Genomic DNA, 23,592 nt, shown 5'->3' with positions numbered 1-23,592 from the left:
CGGCGTGGCCCTCGGCTCAGACGAGTTCGGGCTGCGGTTCCGGCTTCAGGACCGGTGCGGTCTTCGGCTCCCACGCCCTGTTGACCCGCATGTAGCCGTAGATCACCGAGACCATCGAGAGGATGATCAGCGGTCCGAACACCCAGGGGTAGTCGGCCATCTCCGTCGGCAGGTAGCGGTACGACACCAGGAGCGCGGTGAAGACCACCGCGCCGTGGACGACCAGCTGGACGTTGGACCGCTCCCAGCCGCGGTCGTACGCGCGCAGGGCGGACTCGATGGTGAGCGTGAACACCACGCCGGCGACGATGTCCGCGCCGTAGTGGTAGCCGAAGCCCAGCGTCGCGCCGAGCGTGGCGATCAGCCAGAACGTGCCCGCGTACCGCAGCGCGCGCGGGCCTCTGCGGGAGTGTATGAAGATCGACGTGGCCCACGCGGTGTGCAGGCTGGGCATGCAGTTGCGCGGGGTGATCTCGTTGAACGGCATGTGCTGCGGGAGGTTCATCGGCGGCGGGGTGTCCGGCCACAGGTTGGCCACCGCCCACTGCCCGCCGTCCCCGCCGTACGCGAAGATCGGCCCGACCACCGGGAAGATCATGTAGATGCCGGGGCCGAGCAGCCCGATGACCAGGAAGGTCCGCACCAGGTGGTGGCCGGGGAAGCGGCGGTCCCGGGCCACATGCCGCAGCTGGTACAGCGCGACGGCGACCGCGGCCACCGCGAGCTGGATGTAGACCCAGTCCAGGACGTGGGAGCCGACCGGGCCCGAGGCCCTGATGATCCGGCCCACCACCCACGACGGGTTGCCCAGCGCGTGGTCGGCGGTCGCCACGTACTGGTCGAGCACCACGGGGCGGGTCTTCGACGTGATGAGCAGCCAGGTGTCACCGGTCTTGCGGCCCGCCACGAGCAGCAGTCCGAGGCCGACGCCCTTCAGGAGGAGGACCCGTTCGTTGCCCGTCCGGCGGGTGACGGCGATGACCGCGCAGCCCAGGATCACCCACAGCGCGCCGTTGCCGAACATCATCCTGGCGTCGACCAGCCAGCGCACCAGGAAGAAGACGAGGTCTATGCCGACCGCGACGCCGACGGCGATGAACCGTTCGCGCCAGGTCAGGACGACCATCATCAGCCCCATGCTGGCGTAGAGCAGCGGCCCTGACTTGGGGGCGAAGATCACCTCGCGCGCCTGGTTGGTGATCGGCCCGGGTACGCCGTAGTGCCGCGCGGCGATCTCCAGCGCCACGATGAACCCGAGGGCCACGACGACGGCCGCGGTCCACAGGATCACCCGCGGGCGGCGCAGCGCGGCGAGCATGTTCGTGCTGTCTTTTCGCGAAGGATTCCGCGGTGCTCTAGATATCAATTCCATGACCGATTTGTTAGGTTTTGGGAAAATAGCTCACTATTCGCGCTAGATAGCATGGATTTCTAGTGCTGTACGGCGATCTGGGCCATCGTTGTGAGTTCGATCATGTTATCGGAGCCCTGCGGGTGTATTTCGCCGGTTGCGTCAGGTGAGATCCCCCACACATTCGCCTCGCGGAAGCAACCACCAGGAAATGAAGCGGGCACGAAGATCGTGTTCGGTCGCCGAATCGCACGCACGGATCACCCGGCGACCCCGGCCGAGGGGTTGACCAGCGCCCCTCCGACACCACCCGTGACGACGAGGAGACGCAGTGGACAGCGCAGTGGAGAGCATCGGGATCATCGGCGTGGGCGAGCTGGGCCGGGCCGTCGTGGAGGGCCTGAGCGACGGCGTCGAGGACGCTCCTGAGATTCATCTCTCGCCGAGGGGCGCCCGCGCGGCCGCCGAACTGTCCCAGCGGTATCCGAACGCGCGGGTGTGCGCCGACAACCAGGACGTGGTGGACCGCTCCGAGTTGGTGATCATCGCGGTCCGCCCCCAGGACCGCGCGGCCCTCGCGGGGCTCCGGGTCGACGCCGACAAGATCGTGGTCAGCGCCGTGGCCGGGGTCGGCATCGACGAGCTGCGCAGGACGCTCGGCACCGAAGCCCCGGTGGTGCGCACCATCCCGCTGCCCACCGTGCGCGAGCGCCGCTCCGTCACCGTGACCTGCCCCTCCCACCCGGCCGTCGACGCCCTCTTCGACCGCCTCGGCGGGGCGCTGCCCGTCGCGGACGAGGCGGACTTCGCCGTCTTCTCCACCCTGACGGGCACCCTGACCACCCACTACTGGTACCTGGCCACGCTCACCGACTGGGCGGCGCGACAGGGCATCCCGGCAAAGGAGGCCGACCGCTACGTCCGCGGCCTCTTCCAGGGCGTCGGGCGCTCCCTGGGCGACGACACCCGCTCACTGAAGCAGCTCGCGGGTGATCACGAGACTCCGAAGGGCAGCAACGAGCGCATCCGCACCACGCGGTTCGACGCCTCGAATGCCGCGTCCCTGACCACGGCGCTCAACGGCTTGCTGGAGCATCTGAGGTAGTCGCGGCGACGGCCCCGTACCCACCGGACCACGGACCACCGGACCAAGGAGCGTCATGCGCAAGATCATCTGGATGATGTCGATGTCCCTCGACGGCTTCATGGAGGGTCCGGGCGGCGATCTCGACTGGCATCTCGTCGACGAGGAACTGCACCAGCACTTCAACGACGAGTCCCGGGCGATGGGCGCGTTCATCGACGGCCGGGTCACCTGGGAGCTCATGGCGGGCTTCTGGCCGGACGCCGACGCCGACCCGTCGAACAGCGCGCCCGTGCGGGAGTTCGCCGCGATCTGGCGCGACATGCCCAAGTACGTGGTCTCACGGAGCCTGGAGGAGGCGGGCTGGAACACCACGATCCTGCGGGAGGTCGCGCCCGAGGAGATCCGGGCGCTCAAGGAACGGCCGGGCGGGGACATCGGGCTCGGCGGCGCCCGGCTCGCCACGTCCTTCCTGCGCCAGGGCCTGATCGACGAGATCCGCGTCTACGTCCACCCCGTCGTCATCGGCCGCGGCACGGCGATGTTCCAGGCCGCGGACGTCCACGCCGATCTGCGGCTGGCCGAGACGCGGACCTTCGGCAACGGCGTCGTCCTGCTCCGGTACGCGCTCCCCGGCTAGCCGCGCGTCACAGCCACAGGGCCTCGGCGACGGCCACCCCGACGAAGGCGGCGCCGAGGCCCGCGACGACGCTGCCGACCGCGTTGGCCACCGCGGAGAACGCCGCGCCCTCCTCGGCCAGGCGCAGCGTCTCGTACGAGAAGGTCGAGTACGTGGTGAGGGCGCCGCACAGGCCGGTGCCGACGAACAGCTGGGTCTGCGAGGAGACGGCGCCCGCCGCCACCGCTCCCGTGACGACGCCGAGGACGAGGCAGCCCGCGACGTTCACGGTGAGGGTCCCCCACGGGAAGGCGGTGCCCTGTCCGGCCTGCACGGCCCGGTCCGTCAGATAGCGCAGCGGGGCGCCGATCATCGCGCCCGCGACGACGAGCAGCCAGTTCATCGCGGCCTCCCGCCGGTGAGGCGGCGCGTGGTCCACACCGCGCACGTCACGGCCGCCAGGGCCGCGAGCAGGGTCAGGGCGAGGTAGGCGAGGCCCGTGCGGGCGTAGCCGCCGCTGATGAGTCGTTCGATGTCCACCGCGTACGTCGAGAACGTGGTGAAGCCGCCGAGCACGCCCGTGCCGAGGAAGGGCCGCACCAGCCGGTGGACCGTCCAGACCTCGGTGACGAGGACCGTCAGGACGCCGATCAGCGCGCAGCCGAGGGCGTTCACCACGAGCGTGGCCCAGGGGAAGCCGCCGGACGCGGCCGGCCAGAGGAGGGTCGCGGCGTAGCGTGCGGTGGCGCCGAGCGCTCCGCCGACGGCGACCGCCGCGAGGATGCCGCCCTGCCCGCGCGCGAACTCACGCCGCTGCGCGGGCACGGACAGGTCGACGTCGGGGTCCGTGGGTTCCGTGTGCGCCGTGTTCTGAGAGCGTGCGTCCACCGCCGCGGGCCGCGGGTCTTGCCTGGGCATGTGCCTCCTACTCGCGTCGCCCGTGACCGGGCGCACTCGTTCGCAAGTAGGGACCGTCGGCGGCGTGCGTGCCGCGGTTCGGGTACGGCGGGCCCCACCGCCGCGCGGTGCCCGGTGGAGAGCGCCGCCGTGTCCAGGCTAGCCGCCCGCGCCGGGGCCGCGCCACGGAGCCGGGGCCCCTCAGCCCCGGTACGTCTCCAGGAGCCGCAGCCACACCTCGCTGATCGTCGGGTAGGAGGGAACCGCGTGCCAGAGCCGGTCGACGGGGACCTCGCCCGCCACCGCGACGGTCGCCGAGTGGATGAGTTCGCCCACGCCGGGGCCGACGAACGTGACGCCGAGGAGCACCTCGCGGTCGAGGTCGACGATCATGCGGGCCTTGCCGCGGTAGCCGTCGGCGTAGAGCCCCGCGCCCGCGACGCCCGACATGTCGTAGTCGACGGCCCGGACGCGGTGGCCCGCCGCCTCCGCCTCCGCGAGCGTCAGGCCCGCCGACGCCGCCTCGGGGTCGGTGAAGACCACCTGGGGGACCGCGTCGTGGTCGGCGGTGGCCGCGTGGGCGCCCCAGCGGTCGGTCTCCAGGAGCGGTACGCCCTGGGCGCGGGCGGCGATCGCGGCGCCCGCGACGCGGGCCTGGTACTTGCCCTGGTGGGTGAGGAGCGCCCGGTGGTTCGCGTCGCCCACCGCGTACAGCCAGCTGCTGCCCTCGACCCGCAGGCTCTCGTCGACGGACAGCCAGGAGCCGGGTTCGAGGCCCACCGTCTCCAGGCCGATGTCGTCGGTGCGCGGCGCGCGTCCCGTGGCGAAGAGGATCTCGTCGGCTTCGAGCGTCTCGCCGTTGTCCAGGGTCGCGACGACCGTGCCGTTCTCGCGGCGTACGGCCGTGACGGAGACGCCGTCGCGCACCTGTGCGCCCGCCTCGGTCAGCGCATCGCGCACCAGCTCGCCGGCGAACGGCTCCATGCGGGGCAGCAGGCCGCCGCCGCGCACCAGGACGGTGACCGCCGAACCCAGCGCCTGCCAGGCCGTGGCCATCTCCACGGCGACGACTCCCCCGCCCACCACGATCAGGCGGCCGGGCACGTGGTCGGCGCTGGTCGCCTCGCGGCTGGTCCAGGGCTCGACATCGGCGAGTCCGGGCAGGTCGGGAAGGGCCGCGCGGGTGCCGGTGCAGACGGCGACCGCGTGGCGTGCCTCCAGGGTCCGTTCGGTGCCGTCCCGGCCGGTGACCGTGACCTTGCGGGGGCCCGCGATGCGGCCGTGCCCGCGGTACAGGTCGACGCCGACGCCCTCCAGCCAGCCGACCTGGCCGTCGTCCTTCCAGTGCGAGGTGTAGTCGTCGCGGTGCGCGAGGACCTCCGCGGCGTCCAGGGGAGCCTGCGCGGCCTGCCGCAGTCCCGGGGTGCGGCGGGCGTCGGCGCGGGCGATGACGGGGCGCAGCAGCGCCTTGCTCGGCATGCACGCCCAGTACGAACACTCCCCGCCCACGAGCTCGCTCTCCACGATCGCGGCGCTGAGCCCGTTGGCCCTGGCCCGGTCGGCGACGTTCTCCCCCACGGGGCCCGCTCCGATGACTACTACGTCGTACGTGATGGCATCCGTCATAAGGACAGTCTCTCCGCAGGTGTGCGCCGTGGCCACACGGGTACGCGCGCGGAACGCCCCGGTGTCGCGCGCGGGAGTCTCGCGCGCGGGGACGGTCGGAATACGTCCGTCCCACCGGCGGTTGTGCACAGCGGCTACGCCCGATATCAGGAAGTAGGGAACACCATGAGCAGCTCGACCGTGGAGCTCACCAAGGAGAACTTCGACCAGACGGTCACGGACAACGGATTCGTCCTGATCGACTTCTGGGCGTCGTGGTGCGGGCCGTGCCGTCAGTTCGCCCCGGTCTACGAGAAGGCCGCGGAGGCCAACCCCGACCTGGTCTTCGCCAAGGTCGACACGGAGGCCCAGCCGGAGCTGGCCGCCGCGTTCAACATCCAGTCGATTCCGACGCTGATGATCATCCGTGACCAGGTCGCGGTGTTCGCCCAGCCCGGCGCGCTGCCCGAGGCCGCCCTGACGGACGTCATCGGCCAGGCCAGGAAGCTGGACATGGAAGAGGTCCGCCGCCAGGTCGCCGAGGAGCAGGCCAAGCAGCAGGAGCAGTGAGCCGCACCCCGGGCCCTGCCGGGGCCCGGGAGCGGCCGCGGGCTAGGGTCTTTCGTTTGGATCAGCTGGACTCGCGGTGCACGACGTCCGCACCGAGGACGTCGTGCACTTCGGGTTCCGCCCCAGGGTCGCGCACCACGCGGTCGACGAGCTCGGCCAGGGTGGGCCCGGAGGGCAGTTCGATGCGGACGGTGCTGAGCCGGGGCCGCAGCAGTCTGCCGAGCATGAGGTCGTCGGAGCCGATGACGGCCGTGTCGCCGGGAACGTCGATGCCTTCGTCCTGCAAGGCACGCATCAGCAGCATCGCGTACTCGTCGTTGTACGCGAAGACGGCGTCGACCCCGAGGTCGCGCCAGCGCGCCGCGAGCAGTGCGGCGGACTCCTCGGTGTAGCCGAGGGGGATCTCGGTGACCGTGGCGCCCGCGGTGCCGGTGGCGCCGACCGTCTCGCGCAGGCCCGCCACGCGTGGCTCCCAGAACATCTCCAGGCCCGGTTCCGTCGGGACGATCGCGCCGATGCGGCGCCGGCCGCGCGCGAGGAAGTGCAGGGCGGCGGCCTCGCCCACCCTGCGTCCGTCCATCAGGAGCGCGTGCGCGCCCTCCACCTGCTGCGGTCCGAGCGTGAAGACGGCCTTGGCGCCCGACCGCTTGAGCACGGTCACGCCCCGGGGGCCGAGCGCGGAGGCGTCGGGCGCGAGCACGGCGACCGGGCGCAGTTCGGCCCAGGCGCGCGCGGCGTCCTCGCCGGTCAGGCCGAGGCTCGCGTACTGGACGACGGTGTAGTCGAGGCGGCTGAGCGCCCACTGCAACTCGTTGAAGAACTGGCTGAAGAGCGGGCCCATCGGGATCTCCGACGTGGGCATGAGCACCATGCGGCTGTGCCCGGCGCGCAGGCTGCGCGCCGCGGCGTGCGGGACGTAGCCCAGTTCCCTCGCGGCGTCGTGGACGCGGCGGCGGGTGGGCTCGCTGATGCGGACGGCGCTGGTGTTGTTGAGGACGTACGAGACGGTGGCGCGGGAGACCCCCGCGAGGCGGGCGACGTCGGCGCTCGTCGGCACGGAGCGCTGCGGTGGCTGCTGGTTCGGTATCTGCACCATGACATGGGCATCCTCGCAGACCGTGCGGGGGCGCCCGCAGGCGGGCGGCGGGGCGCGGACGGGTGGAACCGGAGGCGCGGACCCGTCCCGCGGCGCGCGGCACGGCCGGACGGCGGCCGGGCCCCTTGCACACAACTTCCGCACGGGCACGCGCCATTGTTCCCTTCGCGCATTCCCCGGCGACCTACTCGCCGGTTAACGTGCGGGCACCCGTCGTCGACCGAAGGTGCCCCCCACATGACTGCCGACCGTGCCGACGGCCTGGCGCGCACCGCCCGCGCGCTGGCCGAAGGAGAGGTGTCCGCACGCGAGCTGACCGAGCGGACGCTGGCCAGGATCGAGGCGGCGCAGCCCACGCTGAACGCCTTCAAGCTGCTGCGGGCCGAGGCCGCGCTCGCCGAAGCGGACGCCGCCGACCGGCAGTTGGCGGCCGGCGGCCCCTTCCCCGGGCGGCCGCTGCTCGGGGTGCCGCTGGCCGTGAAGGACGACATGGACATCGCGGGCGAGCCGACGGCGTTCGGTTGCAGGGGCGAGTTTCCGCCGAAGTCCGAGGACTCCGAGGCGGTGCGCCGGCTGCGCGCGGCCGGGGCGGTCCTCGTGGGCAAGACGAACAGCTGCGAGCTGGGGCAGTGGCCGTTCACCGAGGGGCCCGGGTTCGGCGACACGCGCAATCCGTGGAACTCCGGTCACACGCCCGGCGGTTCCTCGGGCGGCTCGGCGGCCGCGGTGGCCGCGGGACTCGTGCCCGCCGCGCTCGGCTCGGACGGCGCGGGCTCGGTGCGCATCCCGGCGGCCTGGACGCATCTGGTCGGCATCAAGCCGCAGCGCGGGCGGATATCGACGTGGCCGTGGGCCGAGGCGTTCCAGGGCATCACCGTCAACGGCCCGCTGGCCAGGACCGTCGCGGACGCCGCGCTCCTCCTGGACGCGGCGAGCGGCAGCCACGCGGGCGATCTGCACCGGCCTGCCGCCGTGCGCGCCGCGCAGGCGGCGACGCGCGATCCGGGGCGGCTGCGCATCGCGCTCTCCCTGCGGATGCCGTTCACGGCGACGCCCAAGGCGCTGCACCCGGTGGTGCGGGACCGGGTGGTGGCGCTCGCGGAGCGGCTCGCCGCGCTCGGGCACGACGTGGCGGCGGCCGATCCGCGCTACGGCCAGATCGGGCTGGCCTTCGTGCCGCGCGCCACGGCGGGCATCGCGGAGTGGACGCGGCACGTCCCCGACCCGGCGCTCCTGGACCCGCGCACCCGTGCAGCCGCCCGTATGGGGCGGCTGTTGGGCGGTGTCCCGCTGAAGCTGGCCCGGCGCGCGGAGGCGGCGCTGCACCGCAGGGTGGGCGGCATCTTCGCGACGTACGACGTGGTGATCGCGCCGACGACGGCCACTCCCCCGCCGCGGATCGGCACGCTGGCGGCGATGAACGGCTGGCGCACCGACCGGGCGATGATCGCCGCCTGCCCGTACGCGTGGCCGTGGAACGTCCTCGGCTGGCCCGGCGTCAACGTGCCCGCGGGGCACACCCCCGGCGGCCTCCCGGTCGGCGCGCAGCTGCTCGGGCCCGCGGGCAGCGAGCCGCTCCTGATCTCGCTGGCCGCGCAGTTGGAGGCCGACCGGCGCTGGTACGAGCGGTGGCCCGCGCCGGTGCCCGACGCGGCACCGGCGCCGTGAGGCGGCTCAGCCGCGGGCGAGCACCTTCCAGAGCCCGGGGTCCTCGAAGCCGAGTGCCCACAGGACGGTGTTGGTGACCCGGTGCCTGCGCAGCGCGGGCAGGTGCGCCGCGGTGCCGCGCGCGTCCTGGTACCAGACGGTGCGGCGTGTCGTGCCGTCCTTGTACGTGAAGTGGGGCGTCTTGGACGCGGGGTCGATGCGGTAGGGCGCGCCGACCTTGCGGCGCAGCGCCTCCGCCTCGACGGAGGTGACGTGCTTGGCCCGGCCGCTCTTGCCGACGGCCCAGTCCCAGCCGTAGGCGGGCAGCCCCATCTCCAGCTTGCGGCGCGGGACTTCGGCCGTGGCGCGGCGCAGGATGTCCTCGTACCAGTCGGGCGTGGAGAGGGGGCCTGGCGCGCCCTCGGCCCAGTGCAGGTTGTACGCCATGACGCGCAGCCGGTCGGCGGCCGCGCCGAGCCGCTTGTAGTCCCACACGCGACCGGTGCCCGCGGTCTTCGGAGAGACCGTGATGACGCACTGTTTGCGCAGGGCGTGCAGCTGGCGGCAGAGGTCGGTGACCATCGTGGCGTAGCCGTCGCGGACCTTCTTGTACGCAGCGTCGCCGGTCGGCGCGATGGTCTCGTAGTCGAGGTCGAGGCCGTCGTAGGCGCCGGAGCGCACGGTCCGCAGCAGTGCCTTGATGTGGGTGGCGCGGTTGCCCGGGTCGGTGACGACGGCGGCGAGGGCGCCGGGTGCCATGGTCTCCATGACGGTCGGCACGACCTTGATGCCCGCCCGGTGCAGCCCGTCCACGACACGCCGGTCCCCCGCTCCGGTGTGCGGCGCGACACGCCCGGCGGACTTCGTCTGGAACCAGAAGGGGCTGACGGTGTGCAGCTGGTCCTTGTGGCGCAGTGCGCTCTTGAAGGCGGCTTCCTGGTTCCAGTACGGCAGCCAGGCGGAGGCAGTGCGCAGGGGCGGGGCGGCATGCGCGGGCGGCGGCGAGGGCGGGGAGGAGCCGGTGGCGGCGGGTACGGCGGCGAGCGCGGAGCCCGCGACGGCGAGGACGACGAGGACCCGGGCGTGGCGCGTGTGTCGAAGCAGCATGCACCGAGCCTGCGTGGCATCCGGCGGACCCGCGCTGTGGATTGGGCCGGACAGGTCCTACGGTGACCCGTGTGACTGCTTCGATCGATGACCCGCACCTGTCCGCGTCGCCGGGCCGCTCCGGCGCCACCGCGACCACCGAGGCCGAGCCGCGCGAGGTGGGCCGGGTCCGCACCGAGTACGCCCCGGAGCACGACGGCGACCCCGATCCGGGGGAAATCGTCTGGACGTTCGTACCCTTCGAGGAGAACGACGGGCGCGGCAAGGACCGTCCGGTTCTCGTGGTCGCCCGCGAGGCCTCCGGCACGCTCCTGGCCGTGCAGCTCTCCAGCAAGCGGCACGACGGGGAGAGGGAGTGGGTGCCGATCGGCAGCGGGCCCTGGGACCGGGAGGGGCGCGAGTCGTGGGTGGACATCGACCGGGTGCTGCGGGTGCACGAGCGGGGCATGCGGCGCGAGGCGTGCGCGCTCGACCGGATGCGGTTCAACCTCGTCGTGCTCCGGCTGCGGGAGCGTTACGGCTGGCGCTGAGCCCCGGTCTCGTGGGCGAACACCGTCTCGAAGGCGCCGCGGGTCACCGCGCCCTTCGTGCGGTCGAGCACCCCGAACACGACGTGCGTGAAGCGTCCGTGGAAGCGACCGCCCGCGCCGAGCAGCTCCCTGAACGCGGTGGCGACCCCGGCCGGGTCGTTCATGAAGACGCCGCAGCCCCACGCGCCGAGCACCAGACGGTCGTATCCGCAGGCGGCGGCCGTCTCCAGGACGCGCTCCGCGCGCGCCGCGAGCGCCGCAGGGATCAGCGCGGCGCGCTCGGGCGCCTGACGCCGGATCACCCCGGCGTTCGGCGCGGCGGAGGTGAGGAAGCCGGCCGTGTACGGCGTGTCGAGCAGGCGTCCCCGGTCGTCACGGAAGACCGGGACGCCGGGCGAGTGGACGACGCGGTCGCTGTAGAAGGGATCGCGTTCCGCGCGGTGGTGGTCGTAGTAGGCGCGGGCCTCCAGCAGGCAGGTGTAGAGCGCGGAGGCCCGGCACAGGGCCTCCTCCTGGGCCTGGGCGCCGTTCAGATAGCCGCCGCCGGGATTGCGCGCGGAGGCGAAGTTGAGCACCGCCACCGGGGATCCGGCCGCGTCCCGGCCGGCGCCGACGAGCCTGCGGGCCGCCTCCGTGCTGCCCTCGCCGGTGACCTCGAACCGCGTGGGCACCGGCGGGCGGGGCGGCACGTCCACCGGGTCGGGGCCGAAGATCCGGGTGCCCTCGCGGGCGGCGGCCACGGCGGCGCCGATCGCCACCGTGCGTCCGCTCCCCGTGGCGTACTCCCCCGCCGCGACGATCTCTTCCGTCTCCTGCGCCTGTGCGCGCAGCCGGGCGCTCATGGCCGCGCCCCCGTGTCGTTCATGAACGCATGGTGAGCTCCGCACGACGGGCGGCACAACTCGATTCCCGGTGCGGAAACGACCTTAGGGGCACTCTTGTGCGAACGCCCTTGAGGGTTTTGGGTGTTACGAGCACCATCGACAGGAAGGATCCCCGTCATGCCCGAGGGAGACTGTACGCAGCACGACATCCCACCGCGTACCAGGGCCCTGGACACGGTGACCGAGGCGGAGGTGGAGGCGCTGGTCCGCGGCATCTGCTTCAAGACAGGGCCGCCCCGCACCACCGGCGTCGAACTGGAATGGCTCGTCCACGAACCGGGTCTGCCCCACGAACCCGTTCCCACCCCCCGCCTCGAAGCGGCCTACGCCGCACTGCGGGCCCTGCCCCTGCACTCGCTCATCACCGTCGAACCCGGCGGCCAGCTGGAGCTCAGCTCGCTGCCCGCCGCGTCCCTGACGGAGTGCATCTCGGCCATGCGGGCCGATCTCCGCGTCGTACGTGACGCGTTACGTTCCCACCACCTCACGCTCAGCGGCGTCGGCGCCGACCCGTGGCGGCCACCGGCCAGAATCCTGCACGAGCCGCGCTACGACGCCATGGAGTGCTGCTTCGACCGGGCGGGCCCCTCGGGCCGCCGCATGATGTGCTCGACCGCGTCCGTGCAGATCTGCCTGGACGCCGGGCACGAGGAGCCGGGTCCGCTCGGCTACGCGCGACGCTGGCGCCTCGCGCACCTGCTCGGTCCCGTCCTGGTCGCCGCGTTCGCCAACTCGCCGCTCCAGGACGGCCGCAGCACCGGCTGGCGCTCCACCCGGCAGGCCATCTGGGCGGGCATCGCCCCCGACAGGTCGGGCGCGCCGCCCCTCGAAGGGGAGCCCCGCGAGACCTGGACCCGGCACGCCCTCGACGCACCCGTCATGTGCGTCAGGGACCTCGGGGACAGCGCGGGGACGTCCCCCTGGCCCGTGCCCGAGGGCCTCACCTTCCGCGCCTGGACGCGCTCCAAGGCGCCGAGAGCGCCCACCCGCGAGGATCTGGACTACCACCTGACCACGCTGTTCCCGCCGGTGCGCCCCCGCGGCCACCTGGAGCTGCGCATGGTCGACGCGCAGCCCGGCGAGGACGGCTGGATCGTGCCGCTCGCCGTCACCGCCGCGCTGTTCGACGACGCGGAGGCTGCCGAGACGGCCTACCGCGTGGTCAAGCCGCTCGCGGAGCGGGCCGGGCCGCCGGGCTCGCCCGCCGCGCCGCACAGCCCGCTGTGGCTGGACGCGGCGCGCCACGGCCCGGCCGACGCCGAGCTGCGCGAGGCCGCCGTCGCCTGCTTCGCCGCGGCCGCCGACGCGCTGCCCCGCATGGGCGTGAGCACGGCCGTGCGGGACGCCGTGGTCACGTACGGCGCCCAGTACGTCGCGCGCGGCCGCTGCCCCGCCGACGACCTCCTGGACGGGCTGCGCGAGAGCGGCGCGCCCGGCCCCCACATCCTTGACGACACCCCCGGGAAGGACGCCCGCCGATGACAGGGCCCACCGCCGACCCCGAAGCCCTGCGGGAGCGCGCGCACGCCGCGCTGCTCGCCGCCAGGGACCGCACCACCCTGCTCACCAGCTGCGTCGAGGACGGCGAACTCACCGCGCAGCACTCCCCGTTGATGTCGCCACTGGTCTGGGACCTGGCGCACATCGGCAACCAGGAGGAGCAGTGGCTGCTGCGCGCGGTCGCCGGGCGCGACGCCATGCGCCCCGAGATCGACCCGCTGTACGACGCCTTCGAGCACCCCAGGGCCGCACGCCCCGCCCTGCCGCTGCTCGCGCCCGCCGAGGCCCGCCACTACGCGGCCGAGGTGCGCGGGCGCGCGCTCGACATCCTGGAGAGGACGCCGCTGCACGGCACCCCGCTCACCGACGCGGGGTTCGCGTTCGGCATGATCGCGCAGCACGAGCAGCAGCACGACGAGACGATGCTGATCACGCACCAGCTGCGCACCGGCCCGACGGCGCTCACCGCGCCCGACCCGGCGCCGCTCGACCCGCCCTTCACCGGCCCCGCCGAAGTCCTGGTCCCCGGCGGCCCGTTCACCATGGGCACCTCCACCGAGCCTTGGGCCCTGGACAACGAGCGGCCGGCCCACCACCGTCTCGTACCGCCCTTCTTCATCGACACCACCCCGGTGACGAACGCCGCCTATCTGCGTTTCATCGAGGACGGCGGCTACGACGAGGAGCGCTGGTGGGACCCGGCGGGCTGGGCGATGGTCCGTCAGAACCGGCTCAGCGCACCGCTGTTCTGGCGCCATGAGGGCGGCCAGTGGCTGCGCAAGCACTTCGGGACGGTGGAGCGGGTGCCGCTCGACGAACCGGTCCTGCACGTCAGCTGGTACGAGGCCGACGCCTACGCGCGCTGGACGGGGCGGCGCCTGCCCAGCGAGGAGGAGTGGGAGAAGGCGGCCAGGTACGACCCGGTGTCCGACCGCTCCACGCGCTACCCGTGGGGCGACGCGGACCCCACGCCCGAGCACGCCAACCTCGGCCAGCGCCATCTGCGCCCCGCCCCCGCGGGAAGCTATCCGGCGGGTGAATCCCCGCTCGGCGTACGCCAGTTGATCGGCGACGTGTGGGAGTGGACGTCCAGCGGCTTCCTGCCCTACCCGGGCTTCACCGCGTTCCCCTACCGCGAGTACTCGGACGTGTTCTTCGGCGGCGACTACAAGGTCCTGCGCGGCGGCGCCTTCTCCGTCGACGCGGTGGCCTGCCGCGGCACCTTCCGCAACTGGGACCATCCGGTGCGCCGGCAGATCTTCTCCGGGTTCCGCACGGCACGCGACGCCGGTCCCTGCGGGGCCGCCTGATGTGCCGTCATCTCGCGTTCCTCGGCCCGCCCGAACCGCTGGGGAGCCTCCTCGTGGAGCCCGCGCACAGCCTGTACCGCCAGTCCTGGGCGCCCCGGCACCAGCGGCACGGCACCGTCAACGCCGACGGCTTCGGCGTGGGCTGGTACGCCGAGGACGATCCGGTGCCCGCCCGCTACCGGCGCGCGGGGCCGGTCTGGGGCGACCAGTCGTTCGCCGACCTGGCCAGGGTCGTACGCACCGGGGCGCTGCTCGGCGCGGTGCGCGACGCCACCCTCGGGGGCGCGGACGGGGAGGCAGCGGCGGCCCCGTTCACCGCCGGGCCCTGGCTGTTCAGCCACAACGGCGCGATCGCCGGCTGGCCGCGCTCCCTGGCACCGCTCGCCGCCCGGCTGCCCGCCGCCGAGCTGCTCTCGATGGAGGCGCGCTGCGACTCCGCGCTGGTGTGGGCGCTCGTCCTGCACCGGCTGCGGGCCGGCGACGAGGAGGGCCAGGCCCTCGCCGACACCGTCGCCGAGATCGCCGCCGTGGCCCCCGGATCGCGCCTCAACCTCCTGCTCACCAACGGCGACACGATCGCCGCGACCGCCTGGGGCGACACCCTCTGGTACCTCGCGGAGCCCGACCGCCGCACCGTCGTCGCCTCCGAGCCCTACGACGACGATCCGCACTGGCGCGAGGTGCCCGACCGCACCCTGCTCGCCGCCAGCCGCACCGACGTACTGCTGACCCCGCTCAAGGAGCCCACCGCGTGAGCCCGTTCCTGCTGACCAGGACCCTGCCCGAGGACGCCACCGACGCCGCGCTGCGCGCCGACGTCCTGCACGGCCTGACCCACAGCCCCAAGACGCTGCCGCCCAAGTGGTTCTACGACGCGCGCGGCAGCGCCCTCTTCGAGGAGATCACCACCCTGCCCGAGTACTACCCGACCCGCGCCGAACGCGAGATCCTCGTCGCGCGCGCCGCCGAGATCGCCGGGGTGAGCGGCGCCCGGACGCTGATCGAACTGGGCTCGGGCTCCTCGGAGAAGACCCGCCACCTCATCGACGCGATGGCCACCCTGGACACCTACGTCCCCGTGGACGTCAGCGAGAGCGCGCTGACCGGCGCCGCGAACGCGCTGCTCGCCCAGCGTCCCGCGCTCTCCGTGCACGCCCTGATCGCCGACTTCACCCGTGGTCTGGCGCTGCCCGGCACCCCGGGGCCGCGCCTGGTCGCCTTCCTCGGCGGCACGATCGGCAATCTGCTGCCCGCCGAACGCGCGGCGTTCCTCTCCTCCGTGCGCACGCTCCTGTCCCCCGGCGACATGCTGCTGCTCGGCACCGACCTGGTGAAGGACGAGTCGGTGCTCGTCTCCGCGTACGACGACAGGTCCGGCGTGACCGGCGCCTTCAACAAGAACGTCCTGACCGTGATGAACCGCGAACTGGGCGCCGACTTCGACCCCGCCGCCTTCGCGCACGTGGCCGTCTGGGACCCCGCGCACGAGTGGATCGAGATGCGGCTGCGCTCGCTGACCGGCCAGACGGTGAAGATCCCCGCGCTCGACATGACGGTCGACTTCGCCGAGGGCGAGGAGCTGCGCACGGAGGTCTCCGCGAAGTTCAGGGAGGTCGGCGTACGGTCCGAACTCGCCGCCGCCGACCTGAAGCTGAGCCACTGGTGGACGGACGAGAGAGGGCGCTTCGCGCTGTCGCTCAGCACGGCGGCGTAGGGCGGGGCCGGGGCGTTCGCGCTCCGGCGCGGGGCGGTGGCCGGGTGCGGACGTGCGCACCCGGCCACCGCCGTCAGCTCACGGGCCCGCCACCACGTTCAGCGTGTCGGTGATCCGGCCCGATGCCTTGCGCGCCTCGGCCGCCGGATCGCCGCCGTTGAGGACCTTGGTCATATAGCCCTTGATGGGGTTCTTCGCCTCGACCCCGGCCCAGCGGGGCGAGTTCGGGGTCGCCCGGCCGTTGGCCGCGCCGACCGCCATCGCCGCGACGCCCTCCTCGCCCGCGACCGCGGGGGCCAGCTTCGCCTTGTTCGGCACGTAGTTCATCGTCCGGGCCAGTTCGGTCTGCCACTTCTTGCCCGCGAGGGCCTCGATCAGCTGGACCGCTCCCTTGTGGTCGTCGCTGCGTTCGGGCACCACGAGGTCGGAGCCGCCGGTGAAGACCGAGCCGGGCTTGCCCGCCGTCTTGCCGGGGATGGGGAAGTAGCCGAGCTTGCCCTTCAGCCCGGGGTTCTTCTCCTCGATGGCGCGGGCCGCGCCCGGCACGGCGATGATCTGCGCCACGTCGCCCTCCGCGAACACGCCGGTCTGCGCCGGGTGCTCCTCGTCGGCGTCGCGCGGCCCCTGGCCGAGCGCCTGCAACTGCCGGTAGAACTCCATGCCGCGCAGCGCGGCGGGCGCGTGCAGGCTGCCCTTCCAGGTGCCGCGGTGCTCCTTCGCGAGGTCGCCGCCCTCGTCCCAGATGAACCCGGAGAGGGTGTACCAGTCCTGGCCCGCGAGGTAGATGCCCTGCTTGCCGCCCGTGTTGAGCTTCTCGGTGTCGGCGAGCCACTCGGCGCGGGTGCGCGGCGGGCGCTTGATCCCCGCCGCGTCGAACAGGTCCTTGTGGTAGATCACCACGCGGTTCGCCGCGTACCAGGGGATGCCGTACTGGGCGTTGTCGAAGCGGCCGGGCTCGGCGAGGCCCGGCAGCCAGTCGTCCATGCCGAGGTCGCGCGCCGACTCCAGGGTCAGGTCGTACAGGCCGCCCTCGTCGACGTACTGGGCGACCTGGGTGTTGCCGACCTCGATCACGTCGGGTCCTTCGCCGCTGTCGTCCTTGAGCGCCTTCTTCACCTTGGCGCCGATGCCGGTCCATTCCTGGATGCGCACGTCCAGGTCGATGTCGTCGTGCTGCTTCTCGAAGTCCTCGGTGAACCGCTCGACGAACTCCGGTGACGCGCTGCCCTTCATCAGCCAGAGGGTCACGGTCTTGCGCCCGTCTCCCCCGGGCAGCACCCCGCATCCGGCGAGCAGGGTAGAGGAGGCGAGGACGACGACGAGGGGCGCGACGGGACGGCGGCGGGGCTTCACGTGGGTCACTTTCTGCCTGCGGACAGGGAAGGGCTGGCCCGACGCGGGGGGTGAGCACGAAACTCGAACGGGTATGGCTGGATTTTGGTCTGTACCAATGAGTCGGTCAAGGGGTGTGTGCCATCTCGCGCGTCGGCGCGGGCTGGGGCACGGTGGAGTGGCGGCATTCCATGACGTCATTCCACTGCCGGGAGGAATCCCCTCATGTCGGATCACACGTACCGCGTCACCGAGATCGTCGGCACCTCGCAGGAGGGCGTCGACCAGGCCATCCGCAACGGCATCGCGCGGGCCTCGCAGACACTCCGGTCCCTTGACTGGTTCGAGGTCACCCAGGTGAGGGGGCACATCGAGGACGGGGAGATCCAGCACTACCAGGTGGGGCTCAAGGTCGGATTCCGCCTCGACGACGAGTAGCGTCCGCGCGGCGACGAGTACGGTCCGCGCGGCCTCCTCAGGTCCTGCCCTCCTGCTCCTGGGCCGTCTTCAGGGATTCCGACGGGATCGCCCAGCGGGCCCGTACGACCGTGAAGCCCGCTCGTTCCGCCTCGTCGCAGACCAGTTCGTCGTCGTCCACGAGCATGCGGATCTCCCGCTCACGGGCGAGGTCGCGGAGGATCTCCAGCTTGGTGCGCCGGGCCGGGCGCCGGTCGTCGTCGCGGCGCATCCAGATGCGGCCCGCCGGGAGGCCCTGGCGGGTCAGCCACTCCTCGGTGTCCCTGCGGCAGCGTTCGGGGCGGCCCGTCAGGTAGACGACCTCGCACTCCGCCGTGCTCCCCAGGGCCAGCTCGACGCCCCGCGCCAAGGGCGGGTCATGGGGGGCCGCCGCGAAGAACGCGTCCCAGTCGCGCGGCTTGCGCTCCAGGAAGCGCTGGCGGTGCGCGGTGTCCGCGAGGGTTCCGTCGAGGTCGAAGACGGCCAGTGGCCTGTTGTCCTGTGTCACGTCGCCAGCGTAAGGAATGCGGGCGGCGCCCACGCGTTGTAACCGACGTGAGCTCAGTGATCGCGGAAACCCGCTTCTCCGTACTCGACCGTTCGCGCACCCGGGAGGGGCACGACGGGCCCGCCGCGCTGCGCGACACCGTGCGCCTCGCGCAGCAGCTCGAAGCGCTCGGCTACGCGAGGTTCTGGGTCTCCGAGCACCACGGCGTGCCGGGCGTCGCGGGCTCCGCGCCCACGGTCCTGGCGGCGGCGGTCGCGGGGGCGACGAGCACTATCCGGGTCGGCACCGGCGGCGTGATGCTGCCCAATCATCAGTCGCTCGTGGTGGCCGAGCAGTTCGGGGTCCTCGAAGCGCTCTTCCCCGGCCGGATCGACATGGGCCTGGGACGGTCCGTCGGCTTCACCGACGGCGTGCGCAAGGCGCTGGGCAGGGACAAGCACGACGCGGACGACTTCGCGGCGCGGCTCACCGAGCTGCTCGGCTGGTTCCGCGGCACCTCGGAGACCGGGGTGCGGGCCAGGCCCGCCGAGGGCCTCACCGTGCCGCCGTTCGTGCTGGCCGTCGGCGAGGGCGCGCGGATCGCCGCGGAGGCGGGGCTTCCGCTGGTCATCGGGGACATCAGGGGCCGCGAGAAGATGCTGCGCGGCATCGACGAGTACCGGGCGTCCTTCCGGCCGTCGTCCTGGTCGTCGGAGCCGTACGTCGTGATCGCGGGGAACGTCGCCGTCGCGGAGACCGAGGAGGCGGCCCGTCGTCTGCTCGTGCCCGAGGCCTGGTCGATGGTGTACTCCCGCACCCACGGCACCTTCCCGCCGCTGCCGCCCGCCGAGCGGGTCGCGGAGCTGACCATGACGGAGAAGGAGCGCGGGTTCTACGAGTCGGGGCTGCGCGGCCATGTGTACGGCACGGAGGAGCAGGTGGCCGACGAGCTGACGCGGGTGATCAAGGAGAGCGGCGCACAAGAGGTGCTCGTGACGACCAGCACGTACGACCGTGCGGGCCTCCTGGACTCCTTCGGCCGCCTGGCCCGCGTGGCCGGTCTCTCGCCCGCCCGGAGCGCCGTACCGAGCACCGCCCGGAGCGCCCTGCCGAGCCCCGTACAGAGCCCTGTGCGCCCTTCCTGACACCGGCCGGGCGCCACGCACCCCGAGGTCCCGCCCGCGACGTCCCCCGGGATCGGCCCGGAGGTGGCGCGGGCGGGCGCGGCGCCCCCGTGGCACGGGGGACGAATCCAGCAGGAGCACCGCGGTCTCAGGTGGTGGCAAGGGCCTCGGTCGGGGGCAGCCGCGCCGCCCGCACGGCCGGGTAGAAGCCGGCGAGGCCGCCGATGACCAGGGTGGCGCCGACGCCGCCCGCCATCGCCCAGACCGGCACGACGGACGGCCAGCCCTGGTAGGCGGCGTAGCCGCCGGTGACGCCGATGCCGAGGAGGACGCCGCCGAGCCCGCCGAGTGCGGACAGGAGCAGCGCCTCGGCCAGGAACTGGGTGCGGATCTGGCCCCGGGTGGCGCCGAGCGAGCGGCGCAGGCCGATCTCCGAGCGGCGTTCCAGGACGGAGATCACCATCGTGTTGGCGACGCCGACGCCGCCCACGAGCAGGGCCACTCCGCCGAGGCCGAGCAGCAGTCCGCTGAGGGTGTCGTCGGTGGCCTCCTTGGCGGCCAGCGCGTCCGACGGCCTGGAGACCTCGACCTCGCTGGGCGTCTCGGGGTTGGCGGTGGCGCCGAGCACGGACTGCACGTCGCCGACGGAGGACTCCTCGGCGCGGGTGTAGATCGTGGTCGGGTAGCCGTCGAAGCTCAGTTCGCGCTCCGCGACGTTCCAGCCGACCAGGGCCGTGGAGTCGAGCGTGGGGATCAGCTCGTTGGGCGCGAGCAGTCCGACGACGGTGAACCACTGCCCGTCGAGCCACACCTTGACGTCGGCGCCCGCCCGGTGCACGCCTAGCTGTTCGGCGGCCTTGGGGCCGAGCACCACGGCCGGATAGCGGCTGTTGGCGGTGTTCAGCCAGCGGCCGTCGACGACTTCGGCGCCGACCGACTTGGGCAGGTCGGTGCGGGCGGCGGCGACGGTGAGCCCGCCGGTCTCCTGCTTGGGCGTGTAGTTGTTGCGGTAGACCTTGGCGTCCGTCCTGCCGATGGCGGAGACCGACTGGACGTGGTCGACGTTGCCGATCATCTGCACGGATTCCGCGGGCAGATGGGCGTCGTCGCCGCTGAAGGAGGTGCCGGGGGTCACGGTCAGCAGGTTGGTGCCGAGCGAGGCGAGCCGGCGGCTGAGGTCCTCGGACGACGAGGTGGAGATGCCGACCACGCCGACCATGGCGGCGATGCCGATCGCGATGCCGAGCGCCGAGAGGAAGACCCGCATGGGGCGCGAGCGCAGCCCCGAGCCGCCGACGCGCAGGACGTCGGCCGGGTTCATCCGGGCGGGCCTCGGCCGCCGGGGTGGTGGCGCCGAACCCGCCGCGGGCTCCAGTTCCTTGGTCGCGTTCGCCGTGCTCATCGCAGTGCCCCCTCGGGGACCAGGTCCGTGCCGCGCGCCGCGGCCGCCTCGGCCCCGCTGTCGGAGTCATGTTCGATCCGGCCGTCCTTGACCCGCACCTCGCGGGGCAGGGTCGCGGCGATGTCCCGGTCGTGGGTGATGACGACCACCGTCGTGCCCGCCTCGTGGAGTTCGTGCAGCAGCTCGATCACGACGGCGCCCGAGCGCGAGTCGAGCGCGCCCGTCGGTTCGTCGGCGAGCAGCAGCGGCGGGTCGCCGAGGACCGCGCGGGCGATGGCGACGCGCTGCTTCTCGCCACCGGAGAGCTGGTGCGGCTCGTGGTAGAGCCGGTGCCCCAGGCCCACCCTGCGCAGTGCGCGCTCGGCCAGGCGCCGCCGCTCGGCGCGCGGGCGGCCGCTGTACAGGAGCCCGTCCGCGACGCTGTCCAACGCCGGTACGCCGAAGGCCAGATGGAACTGCTGGAAGACGAAGCCGATGGTGCCCGCCCGCAGCGCGGACAGCTCGCGGTCGCTCAGGTCGGCGACGTCGTGCCCGTCGATGCGCACCAGGCCGGCCGACGGGCGGTCCAGGGTGCCCATGATGTTGAGCATCGTGGACTTGCCGGACCCCGAGGGGCCGACGATGGCGAGGAGTTCACCGCGCCGGATGACCAGGTCGGCGCCGCGCAGCGCGGCCACGTCCCCGTAGGTCTTGGACACCCCGGCCAGCTCGACCACCGGCCGGTTCCGGGGTGTTTCCGGTGTCTGCGAGGTCACTTGGGGACCCCCACGACGGTGCCTTCCTTGATGCCGGTGCCCGACACCTCGACCTTGCTGTCCGCGAACATGCCGAGCTTGACGGGGACGAGCTTCGTGCCGTCCGCCGTGACGACCTCCACCGCGTAGCCGCCGCCGCGCTTGGCGACCAGGGCGTTGACGGGGACCGCGAGGACGTCCTTGTGGGACTCGGCCTTGAGCGTGACGTCGACGGCTGCGGCCTGGTAGCGGCCGAGGCCCTTCTGGTCCTTCACGGTCAGCTCGACGGGCAGGGTGACCTGGTCGTTGTTGTTCGAGCCCGAGCCCGAGCCGCTGCCGGAGTCCCCGTTGCCGCTGGAGTCCTGCTGCCCGTTGGTGGGCGTCCCGATGTCGGTGACCTCGGCCTCGACGGTGGTGTTGTCCGGCAGCTTCACGGTGGCCTTGGTGCCCTTCTGCACCAGGTCCTCGAACTGCACGTCCAGGTCGACGCCGACGATCCGTTCGGTGCCGGTCCAGGTGAGGAGGCTGCCGCTGAGGGCGGCGCCCGCGGTGGTCTTGACGTCGGCGACGCGCCGGGCGCCGTCGGCCACCAGGGCGTCGCCGGGCGCCACCGTGCCCGTCTCGTCGCGGTTCAGGTCGTCCTGCCACTTCTTGACGGCGTCGGCCGTGTCGGAGGTGTAGGTGTCGTCGACCGTGAAGCCGGTGTAGCCGAGGGCGCGGAGGTTCTTCTCCAGCATCCTGACGTCGGCGCCCTCACTGCCGTCCTTGAGGGTGCGGTAGAGCGGGAACGAGCCGTACAGCAGCGCGACTTGACGCTGGTCGACGCGGTAGACGGGGTCGCCGCGCCGGATGACCTTGCCGTCCTCGGGCAGCCAGGTGATCGTGCCCGCGCTCGTGCCGGCGCCCGTCGCGCCGCCCTGCCCGTTCTGGCCGCCGCCCCCCGTGTCGCCGGAGGCGGCGGGGGCCTGCACGGTCGTGGCGTCGCCGAAGCCGAGGTTGCCGTCCACGGTCTCGGAGTCGGTCAGCGTGGTGCGCTGCACCTTGGCCGTGGCGGGCGGCCCGGAGGGCGCGGCGCTCGCGCCGCCGCTGTCGCCGCCGAGCGATCCGGTGGCCGCGATGCCGGCCGCCGCGGCGACGGCTATCGCGGCGAGCACGATCAGCGAGGTGCGCAGCGGGCGGCGCCTGCGGCCGCCGTCGGACGTCTCTTCTCCGCTGTCCCCGTCGTCGCCCGCACCGCCCGCGGCGAGTTCGGGCACGGCCTCTTCGGGGCGTTCGGCCGCCGTCCCTTCCTGGCGTTCGGCGACGTTCGCCTCGGAGCGCTTGGCGAGCGCGGCTTCGGGCCGTTCGCCGTTGCTCGACGTGGTGGTGAGCACGCCGGTGCGCGCGTTCGCCGCCTCGCCCGAGCCGTGCCGTTCCAGAGAGCCCGCCGGATCGCCGTGGCGCTGCGGGGACTCGGTCCCGTCCGGAGTCGTCACTGCGGGCCTCCTCCGCCACCGAACTGCACGGCGCCGCCCGGGTACTTGCTCTGGCACTTCTGCATGGCCTCGCGGAACTTCGGGTCACCGGGGTCGACGCCAGCGCCCATGATGTCGATGACCATGCTGGAGCCGTTGACCTCCGGGTCCGGGAACTTCGGCACCCCGTTCGAGCGGATGCACTTCGCCCAGGACGCGACCTTGGCCGAGTCGAGGGCGGCGCCGCCCCCTCCACCGCCACCGCCGCCGGGACCGTTGCCCTGCGGGGCCTTGTCCTGGCAAGCCTTGGCCGCTTCCTTGAACGCCTGGGAGTTCGGGTCGACCCCGTCGTCCGGGCTCAGCCGGAGGCCGCCGCCGTTGGGCTGCGGGTCGGGGAACTTGGGGACCCCGTTGGCGCGCATGCACTTGGAGTACGCCAGTGCCGGGTCGGCGGGGGTCGAGCTCTTGCTGGACGACGCGGCCGACGAATCGCCCGAGCACGCCGTGAGCAGTGATCCTGCGAACAGAGCCGATACCGCCAGGAGCGACTGTGCGACGGCTCGCTTGTGTGTGGTGAACATGAGCCCAAGTTCTACGCATCGGGCGGTCACACGGCGGGCACAGAACCGGGCGTCCACACAGTGCTCCCAAGGGGTCCCCGGCCAGTCCCGGGCAGACCGAACTGCCGC

Annotated in this window: 24 protein-coding genes; 11 read left to right on the top strand and 13 right to left on the bottom strand. The window is 73.0% G+C overall.

The annotated features are described in order from the left end of the window. Window positions 1-16: 16 nt before the first annotated feature. Window positions 17-1,318, bottom strand: a complete 1,302-nt coding sequence (locus tag ACIO9J_RS21335; RefSeq protein ID WP_402001640.1) for a phosphatase PAP2 family protein — start codon at window positions 1,316-1,318, stop codon at window positions 17-19. A 364-nt stretch (window positions 1,319-1,682) separates the two neighbouring features. Here ACIO9J_RS21335 and ACIO9J_RS21330 point away from each other — a divergent pair, with 364 nt between their 5' ends. Together ACIO9J_RS21330 and ACIO9J_RS21325 are read left to right on the top strand one after the other, a co-directional pair. Next, a complete protein-coding gene (locus ACIO9J_RS21330; protein ID WP_402001637.1) occupies window positions 1,683-2,456 on the top strand; it encodes an NAD(P)-binding domain-containing protein in 774 nt (257 codons plus the stop codon). A gap of 55 nt (window positions 2,457-2,511) precedes the next feature. Beyond that, the gene (locus ACIO9J_RS21325; protein ID WP_402001634.1) at window positions 2,512-3,075 is read left to right on the top strand and encodes a dihydrofolate reductase family protein; all 564 of its coding nucleotides are present in this window, start codon (window positions 2,512-2,514) and stop codon (window positions 3,073-3,075) included. Between the two features lie 7 nt (window positions 3,076-3,082). On the opposite strand, the gene crcB is transcribed toward ACIO9J_RS21325, so the two are convergent. From crcB to ACIO9J_RS21310, 3 genes are all read right to left on the bottom strand, one after another. Continuing rightward, complete coding sequence (gene crcB / locus ACIO9J_RS21320; RefSeq protein ID WP_402001631.1) at window positions 3,083-3,457, bottom strand: fluoride efflux transporter CrcB; 375 nt, start codon at window positions 3,455-3,457, stop codon at window positions 3,083-3,085. Beyond that, complete coding sequence (locus ACIO9J_RS21315; protein WP_402001629.1) at window positions 3,454-3,972, bottom strand: fluoride efflux transporter FluC; 519 nt, start codon at window positions 3,970-3,972, stop codon at window positions 3,454-3,456. The genes crcB and ACIO9J_RS21315 overlap by 4 nt, the downstream gene beginning before the upstream one ends. A 180-nt stretch (window positions 3,973-4,152) precedes the next feature. Then, a complete protein-coding gene (locus tag ACIO9J_RS21310) occupies window positions 4,153-5,577 on the bottom strand; it encodes a dihydrolipoyl dehydrogenase family protein (RefSeq protein ID WP_402001626.1) in 1,425 nt (474 codons plus the stop codon). 165 nt (window positions 5,578-5,742) lie between these two features. Between ACIO9J_RS21310 and trxA the strand changes: the two genes are divergently transcribed. Continuing rightward, window positions 5,743-6,126 carry a thioredoxin gene (gene trxA / locus ACIO9J_RS21305; RefSeq protein ID WP_402001623.1) on the top strand — a complete coding sequence of 128 codons (384 nt, stop codon included), beginning with the start codon at window positions 5,743-5,745 and terminating at the stop codon, window positions 6,124-6,126. A gap of 61 nt (window positions 6,127-6,187) precedes the next feature. On the opposite strand, the gene ACIO9J_RS21300 is transcribed toward trxA, so the two are convergent. Next, window positions 6,188-7,222 (bottom strand): LacI family DNA-binding transcriptional regulator, encoded by a 1,035-nt coding sequence (locus ACIO9J_RS21300; RefSeq protein WP_402001620.1) that lies wholly within the window; start codon window positions 7,220-7,222, stop codon window positions 6,188-6,190. A gap of 237 nt (window positions 7,223-7,459) precedes the next feature. Here ACIO9J_RS21300 and ACIO9J_RS21295 point away from each other — a divergent pair, with 237 nt between their 5' ends. Next, the gene (locus ACIO9J_RS21295; RefSeq protein WP_402001617.1) at window positions 7,460-8,890 is read left to right on the top strand and encodes an amidase; all 1,431 of its coding nucleotides are present in this window, start codon (window positions 7,460-7,462) and stop codon (window positions 8,888-8,890) included. 6 nt (window positions 8,891-8,896) lie between these two features. Here the strand turns inward: ACIO9J_RS21295 and ACIO9J_RS21290 are convergent, their stop codons facing one another. After that, window positions 8,897-9,976, bottom strand: coding sequence for a glycosyl hydrolase family 18 protein (locus ACIO9J_RS21290; RefSeq protein WP_402001614.1), 1,080 nt, complete (start codon window positions 9,974-9,976; stop codon window positions 8,897-8,899). 62 nt (window positions 9,977-10,038) lie between these two features. Here ACIO9J_RS21290 and ACIO9J_RS21285 point away from each other — a divergent pair, with 62 nt between their 5' ends. Beyond that, a complete protein-coding gene (locus ACIO9J_RS21285; RefSeq protein WP_402001611.1) occupies window positions 10,039-10,506 on the top strand; it encodes a type II toxin-antitoxin system PemK/MazF family toxin in 468 nt (155 codons plus the stop codon). On the opposite strand, the gene ACIO9J_RS21280 is transcribed toward ACIO9J_RS21285, so the two are convergent. Further along, on the bottom strand, window positions 10,491-11,348 hold the full coding sequence (locus tag ACIO9J_RS21280) for a TIGR02452 family protein (RefSeq protein WP_402001608.1): 858 nt from the start codon (window positions 11,346-11,348) through the stop codon (window positions 10,491-10,493). The two genes, ACIO9J_RS21285 and ACIO9J_RS21280, sit on opposite strands and share 16 nt — an antisense overlap. Window positions 11,349-11,507: 159 nt before the next feature. Between ACIO9J_RS21280 and egtA the strand changes: the two genes are divergently transcribed. The 4 genes from egtA to egtD are packed head-to-tail and all read left to right on the top strand — an operon-like array spanning window position 11,508 to window position 15,914. Beyond that, a complete protein-coding gene (gene egtA, locus ACIO9J_RS21275; protein WP_402001605.1) occupies window positions 11,508-12,872 on the top strand; it encodes an ergothioneine biosynthesis glutamate--cysteine ligase EgtA in 1,365 nt (454 codons plus the stop codon). Then, window positions 12,869-14,200: an ergothioneine biosynthesis protein EgtB gene (gene egtB / locus ACIO9J_RS21270; protein ID WP_402001603.1), complete on the top strand. Its 1,332-nt coding sequence runs from the start codon at window positions 12,869-12,871 to the stop codon at window positions 14,198-14,200. Before egtA ends, egtB begins: the two co-directional genes overlap by 4 nt. Next, a complete protein-coding gene (gene egtC, locus ACIO9J_RS21265; protein WP_402001600.1) occupies window positions 14,200-14,955 on the top strand; it encodes an ergothioneine biosynthesis protein EgtC in 756 nt (251 codons plus the stop codon). The genes egtB and egtC overlap by 1 nt, the downstream gene beginning before the upstream one ends. Further along, a complete protein-coding gene (egtD, locus tag ACIO9J_RS21260; protein ID WP_402001597.1) occupies window positions 14,952-15,914 on the top strand; it encodes an L-histidine N(alpha)-methyltransferase in 963 nt (320 codons plus the stop codon). The genes egtC and egtD overlap by 4 nt, the downstream gene beginning before the upstream one ends. Window positions 15,915-15,992: 78 nt before the next feature. On the opposite strand, the gene ACIO9J_RS21255 is transcribed toward egtD, so the two are convergent. After that, a complete protein-coding gene (locus ACIO9J_RS21255; protein WP_402001594.1) occupies window positions 15,993-17,276 on the bottom strand; it encodes an extracellular solute-binding protein in 1,284 nt (427 codons plus the stop codon). 195 nt (window positions 17,277-17,471) lie between these two features. On the opposite strand from ACIO9J_RS21255, the gene ACIO9J_RS21250 reads away from it, so the two are divergent. Continuing rightward, window positions 17,472-17,684: a dodecin gene (locus ACIO9J_RS21250; protein WP_402001591.1), complete on the top strand. Its 213-nt coding sequence runs from the start codon at window positions 17,472-17,474 to the stop codon at window positions 17,682-17,684. A 37-nt stretch (window positions 17,685-17,721) separates the two neighbouring features. On the opposite strand, the gene ACIO9J_RS21245 is transcribed toward ACIO9J_RS21250, so the two are convergent. Further along, on the bottom strand, window positions 17,722-18,210 hold the full coding sequence (locus ACIO9J_RS21245; protein ID WP_402001588.1) for a hypothetical protein: 489 nt from the start codon (window positions 18,208-18,210) through the stop codon (window positions 17,722-17,724). A gap of 47 nt (window positions 18,211-18,257) precedes the next feature. Between ACIO9J_RS21245 and ACIO9J_RS21240 the strand changes: the two genes are divergently transcribed. Next, window positions 18,258-19,334 (top strand): LLM class flavin-dependent oxidoreductase, encoded by a 1,077-nt coding sequence (locus tag ACIO9J_RS21240; protein ID WP_402001585.1) that lies wholly within the window; start codon window positions 18,258-18,260, stop codon window positions 19,332-19,334. Between the two features lie 127 nt (window positions 19,335-19,461). On the opposite strand, the gene ACIO9J_RS21235 is transcribed toward ACIO9J_RS21240, so the two are convergent. Genes ACIO9J_RS21235 through ACIO9J_RS21220 form a run of 4 tightly spaced genes read right to left on the bottom strand, consistent with a single transcriptional unit; the run spans window position 19,462 to window position 23,484 of the window. Next, on the bottom strand, window positions 19,462-20,715 hold the full coding sequence (locus ACIO9J_RS21235; protein ID WP_402001582.1) for an ABC transporter permease: 1,254 nt from the start codon (window positions 20,713-20,715) through the stop codon (window positions 19,462-19,464). Next, complete coding sequence (locus tag ACIO9J_RS21230; protein WP_402001580.1) at window positions 20,712-21,470, bottom strand: ABC transporter ATP-binding protein; 759 nt, start codon at window positions 21,468-21,470, stop codon at window positions 20,712-20,714. The genes ACIO9J_RS21235 and ACIO9J_RS21230 overlap by 4 nt, the downstream gene beginning before the upstream one ends. Then, the gene (locus ACIO9J_RS21225) at window positions 21,467-22,924 is read right to left on the bottom strand and encodes a peptidoglycan-binding protein (RefSeq protein WP_402001577.1); all 1,458 of its coding nucleotides are present in this window, start codon (window positions 22,922-22,924) and stop codon (window positions 21,467-21,469) included. The genes ACIO9J_RS21230 and ACIO9J_RS21225 overlap by 4 nt, the downstream gene beginning before the upstream one ends. Further along, window positions 22,921-23,484 carry a hypothetical protein gene (locus tag ACIO9J_RS21220; protein WP_402001574.1) on the bottom strand — a complete coding sequence of 188 codons (564 nt, stop codon included), beginning with the start codon at window positions 23,482-23,484 and terminating at the stop codon, window positions 22,921-22,923. The genes ACIO9J_RS21225 and ACIO9J_RS21220 overlap by 4 nt, the downstream gene beginning before the upstream one ends. Between the last annotated feature and the right edge of the window lie 108 nt (window positions 23,485-23,592).

The sequence above is a fragment of the Streptomyces sp. NPDC087300 genome, from assembly GCF_044744425.1.
Lineage (GTDB): Bacteria > Actinomycetota > Actinomycetes > Streptomycetales > Streptomycetaceae > Streptomyces.
This window is presented reverse-complemented; position numbering and strand designations above follow the sequence as displayed.

Coding starts and splice junctions, on each gene's coding strand:
- ACIO9J_RS21335 (WP_402001640.1), bottom strand. CDS start 1,318: ATGCTCGCCGCGCTGCGCCGCCCGCGGGTGATCCTGTGGACCGCGGCC.
- ACIO9J_RS21325 (WP_402001634.1), top strand. CDS start 2,512: ATGCGCAAGATCATCTGGATGATGTCGATGTCCCTCGACGGCTTCATG.
- crcB (WP_402001631.1), bottom strand. CDS start 3,457: ATGAACTGGCTGCTCGTCGTCGCGGGCGCGATGATCGGCGCCCCGCTG.
- ACIO9J_RS21315 (WP_402001629.1), bottom strand. CDS start 3,972: ATGCCCAGGCAAGACCCGCGGCCCGCGGCGGTGGACGCACGCTCTCAG.
- ACIO9J_RS21310 (WP_402001626.1), bottom strand. CDS start 5,577: ATGACGGATGCCATCACGTACGACGTAGTAGTCATCGGAGCGGGCCCC.
- trxA (WP_402001623.1), top strand. CDS start 5,743: ATGAGCAGCTCGACCGTGGAGCTCACCAAGGAGAACTTCGACCAGACG.
- ACIO9J_RS21300 (WP_402001620.1), bottom strand. CDS start 7,222: ATGGTGCAGATACCGAACCAGCAGCCACCGCAGCGCTCCGTGCCGACG.
- ACIO9J_RS21295 (WP_402001617.1), top strand. CDS start 7,460: ATGACTGCCGACCGTGCCGACGGCCTGGCGCGCACCGCCCGCGCGCTG.
- ACIO9J_RS21290 (WP_402001614.1), bottom strand. CDS start 9,976: ATGCTGCTTCGACACACGCGCCACGCCCGGGTCCTCGTCGTCCTCGCC.
- ACIO9J_RS21280 (WP_402001608.1), bottom strand. CDS start 11,348: ATGAGCGCCCGGCTGCGCGCACAGGCGCAGGAGACGGAAGAGATCGTC.
- egtA (WP_402001605.1), top strand. CDS start 11,508: ATGCCCGAGGGAGACTGTACGCAGCACGACATCCCACCGCGTACCAGG.
- egtB (WP_402001603.1), top strand. CDS start 12,869: ATGACAGGGCCCACCGCCGACCCCGAAGCCCTGCGGGAGCGCGCGCAC.
- egtC (WP_402001600.1), top strand. CDS start 14,200: ATGTGCCGTCATCTCGCGTTCCTCGGCCCGCCCGAACCGCTGGGGAGC.
- ACIO9J_RS21250 (WP_402001591.1), top strand. CDS start 17,472: ATGTCGGATCACACGTACCGCGTCACCGAGATCGTCGGCACCTCGCAG.
- ACIO9J_RS21235 (WP_402001582.1), bottom strand. CDS start 20,715: ATGAGCACGGCGAACGCGACCAAGGAACTGGAGCCCGCGGCGGGTTCG.
- ACIO9J_RS21220 (WP_402001574.1), bottom strand. CDS start 23,484: ATGTTCACCACACACAAGCGAGCCGTCGCACAGTCGCTCCTGGCGGTA.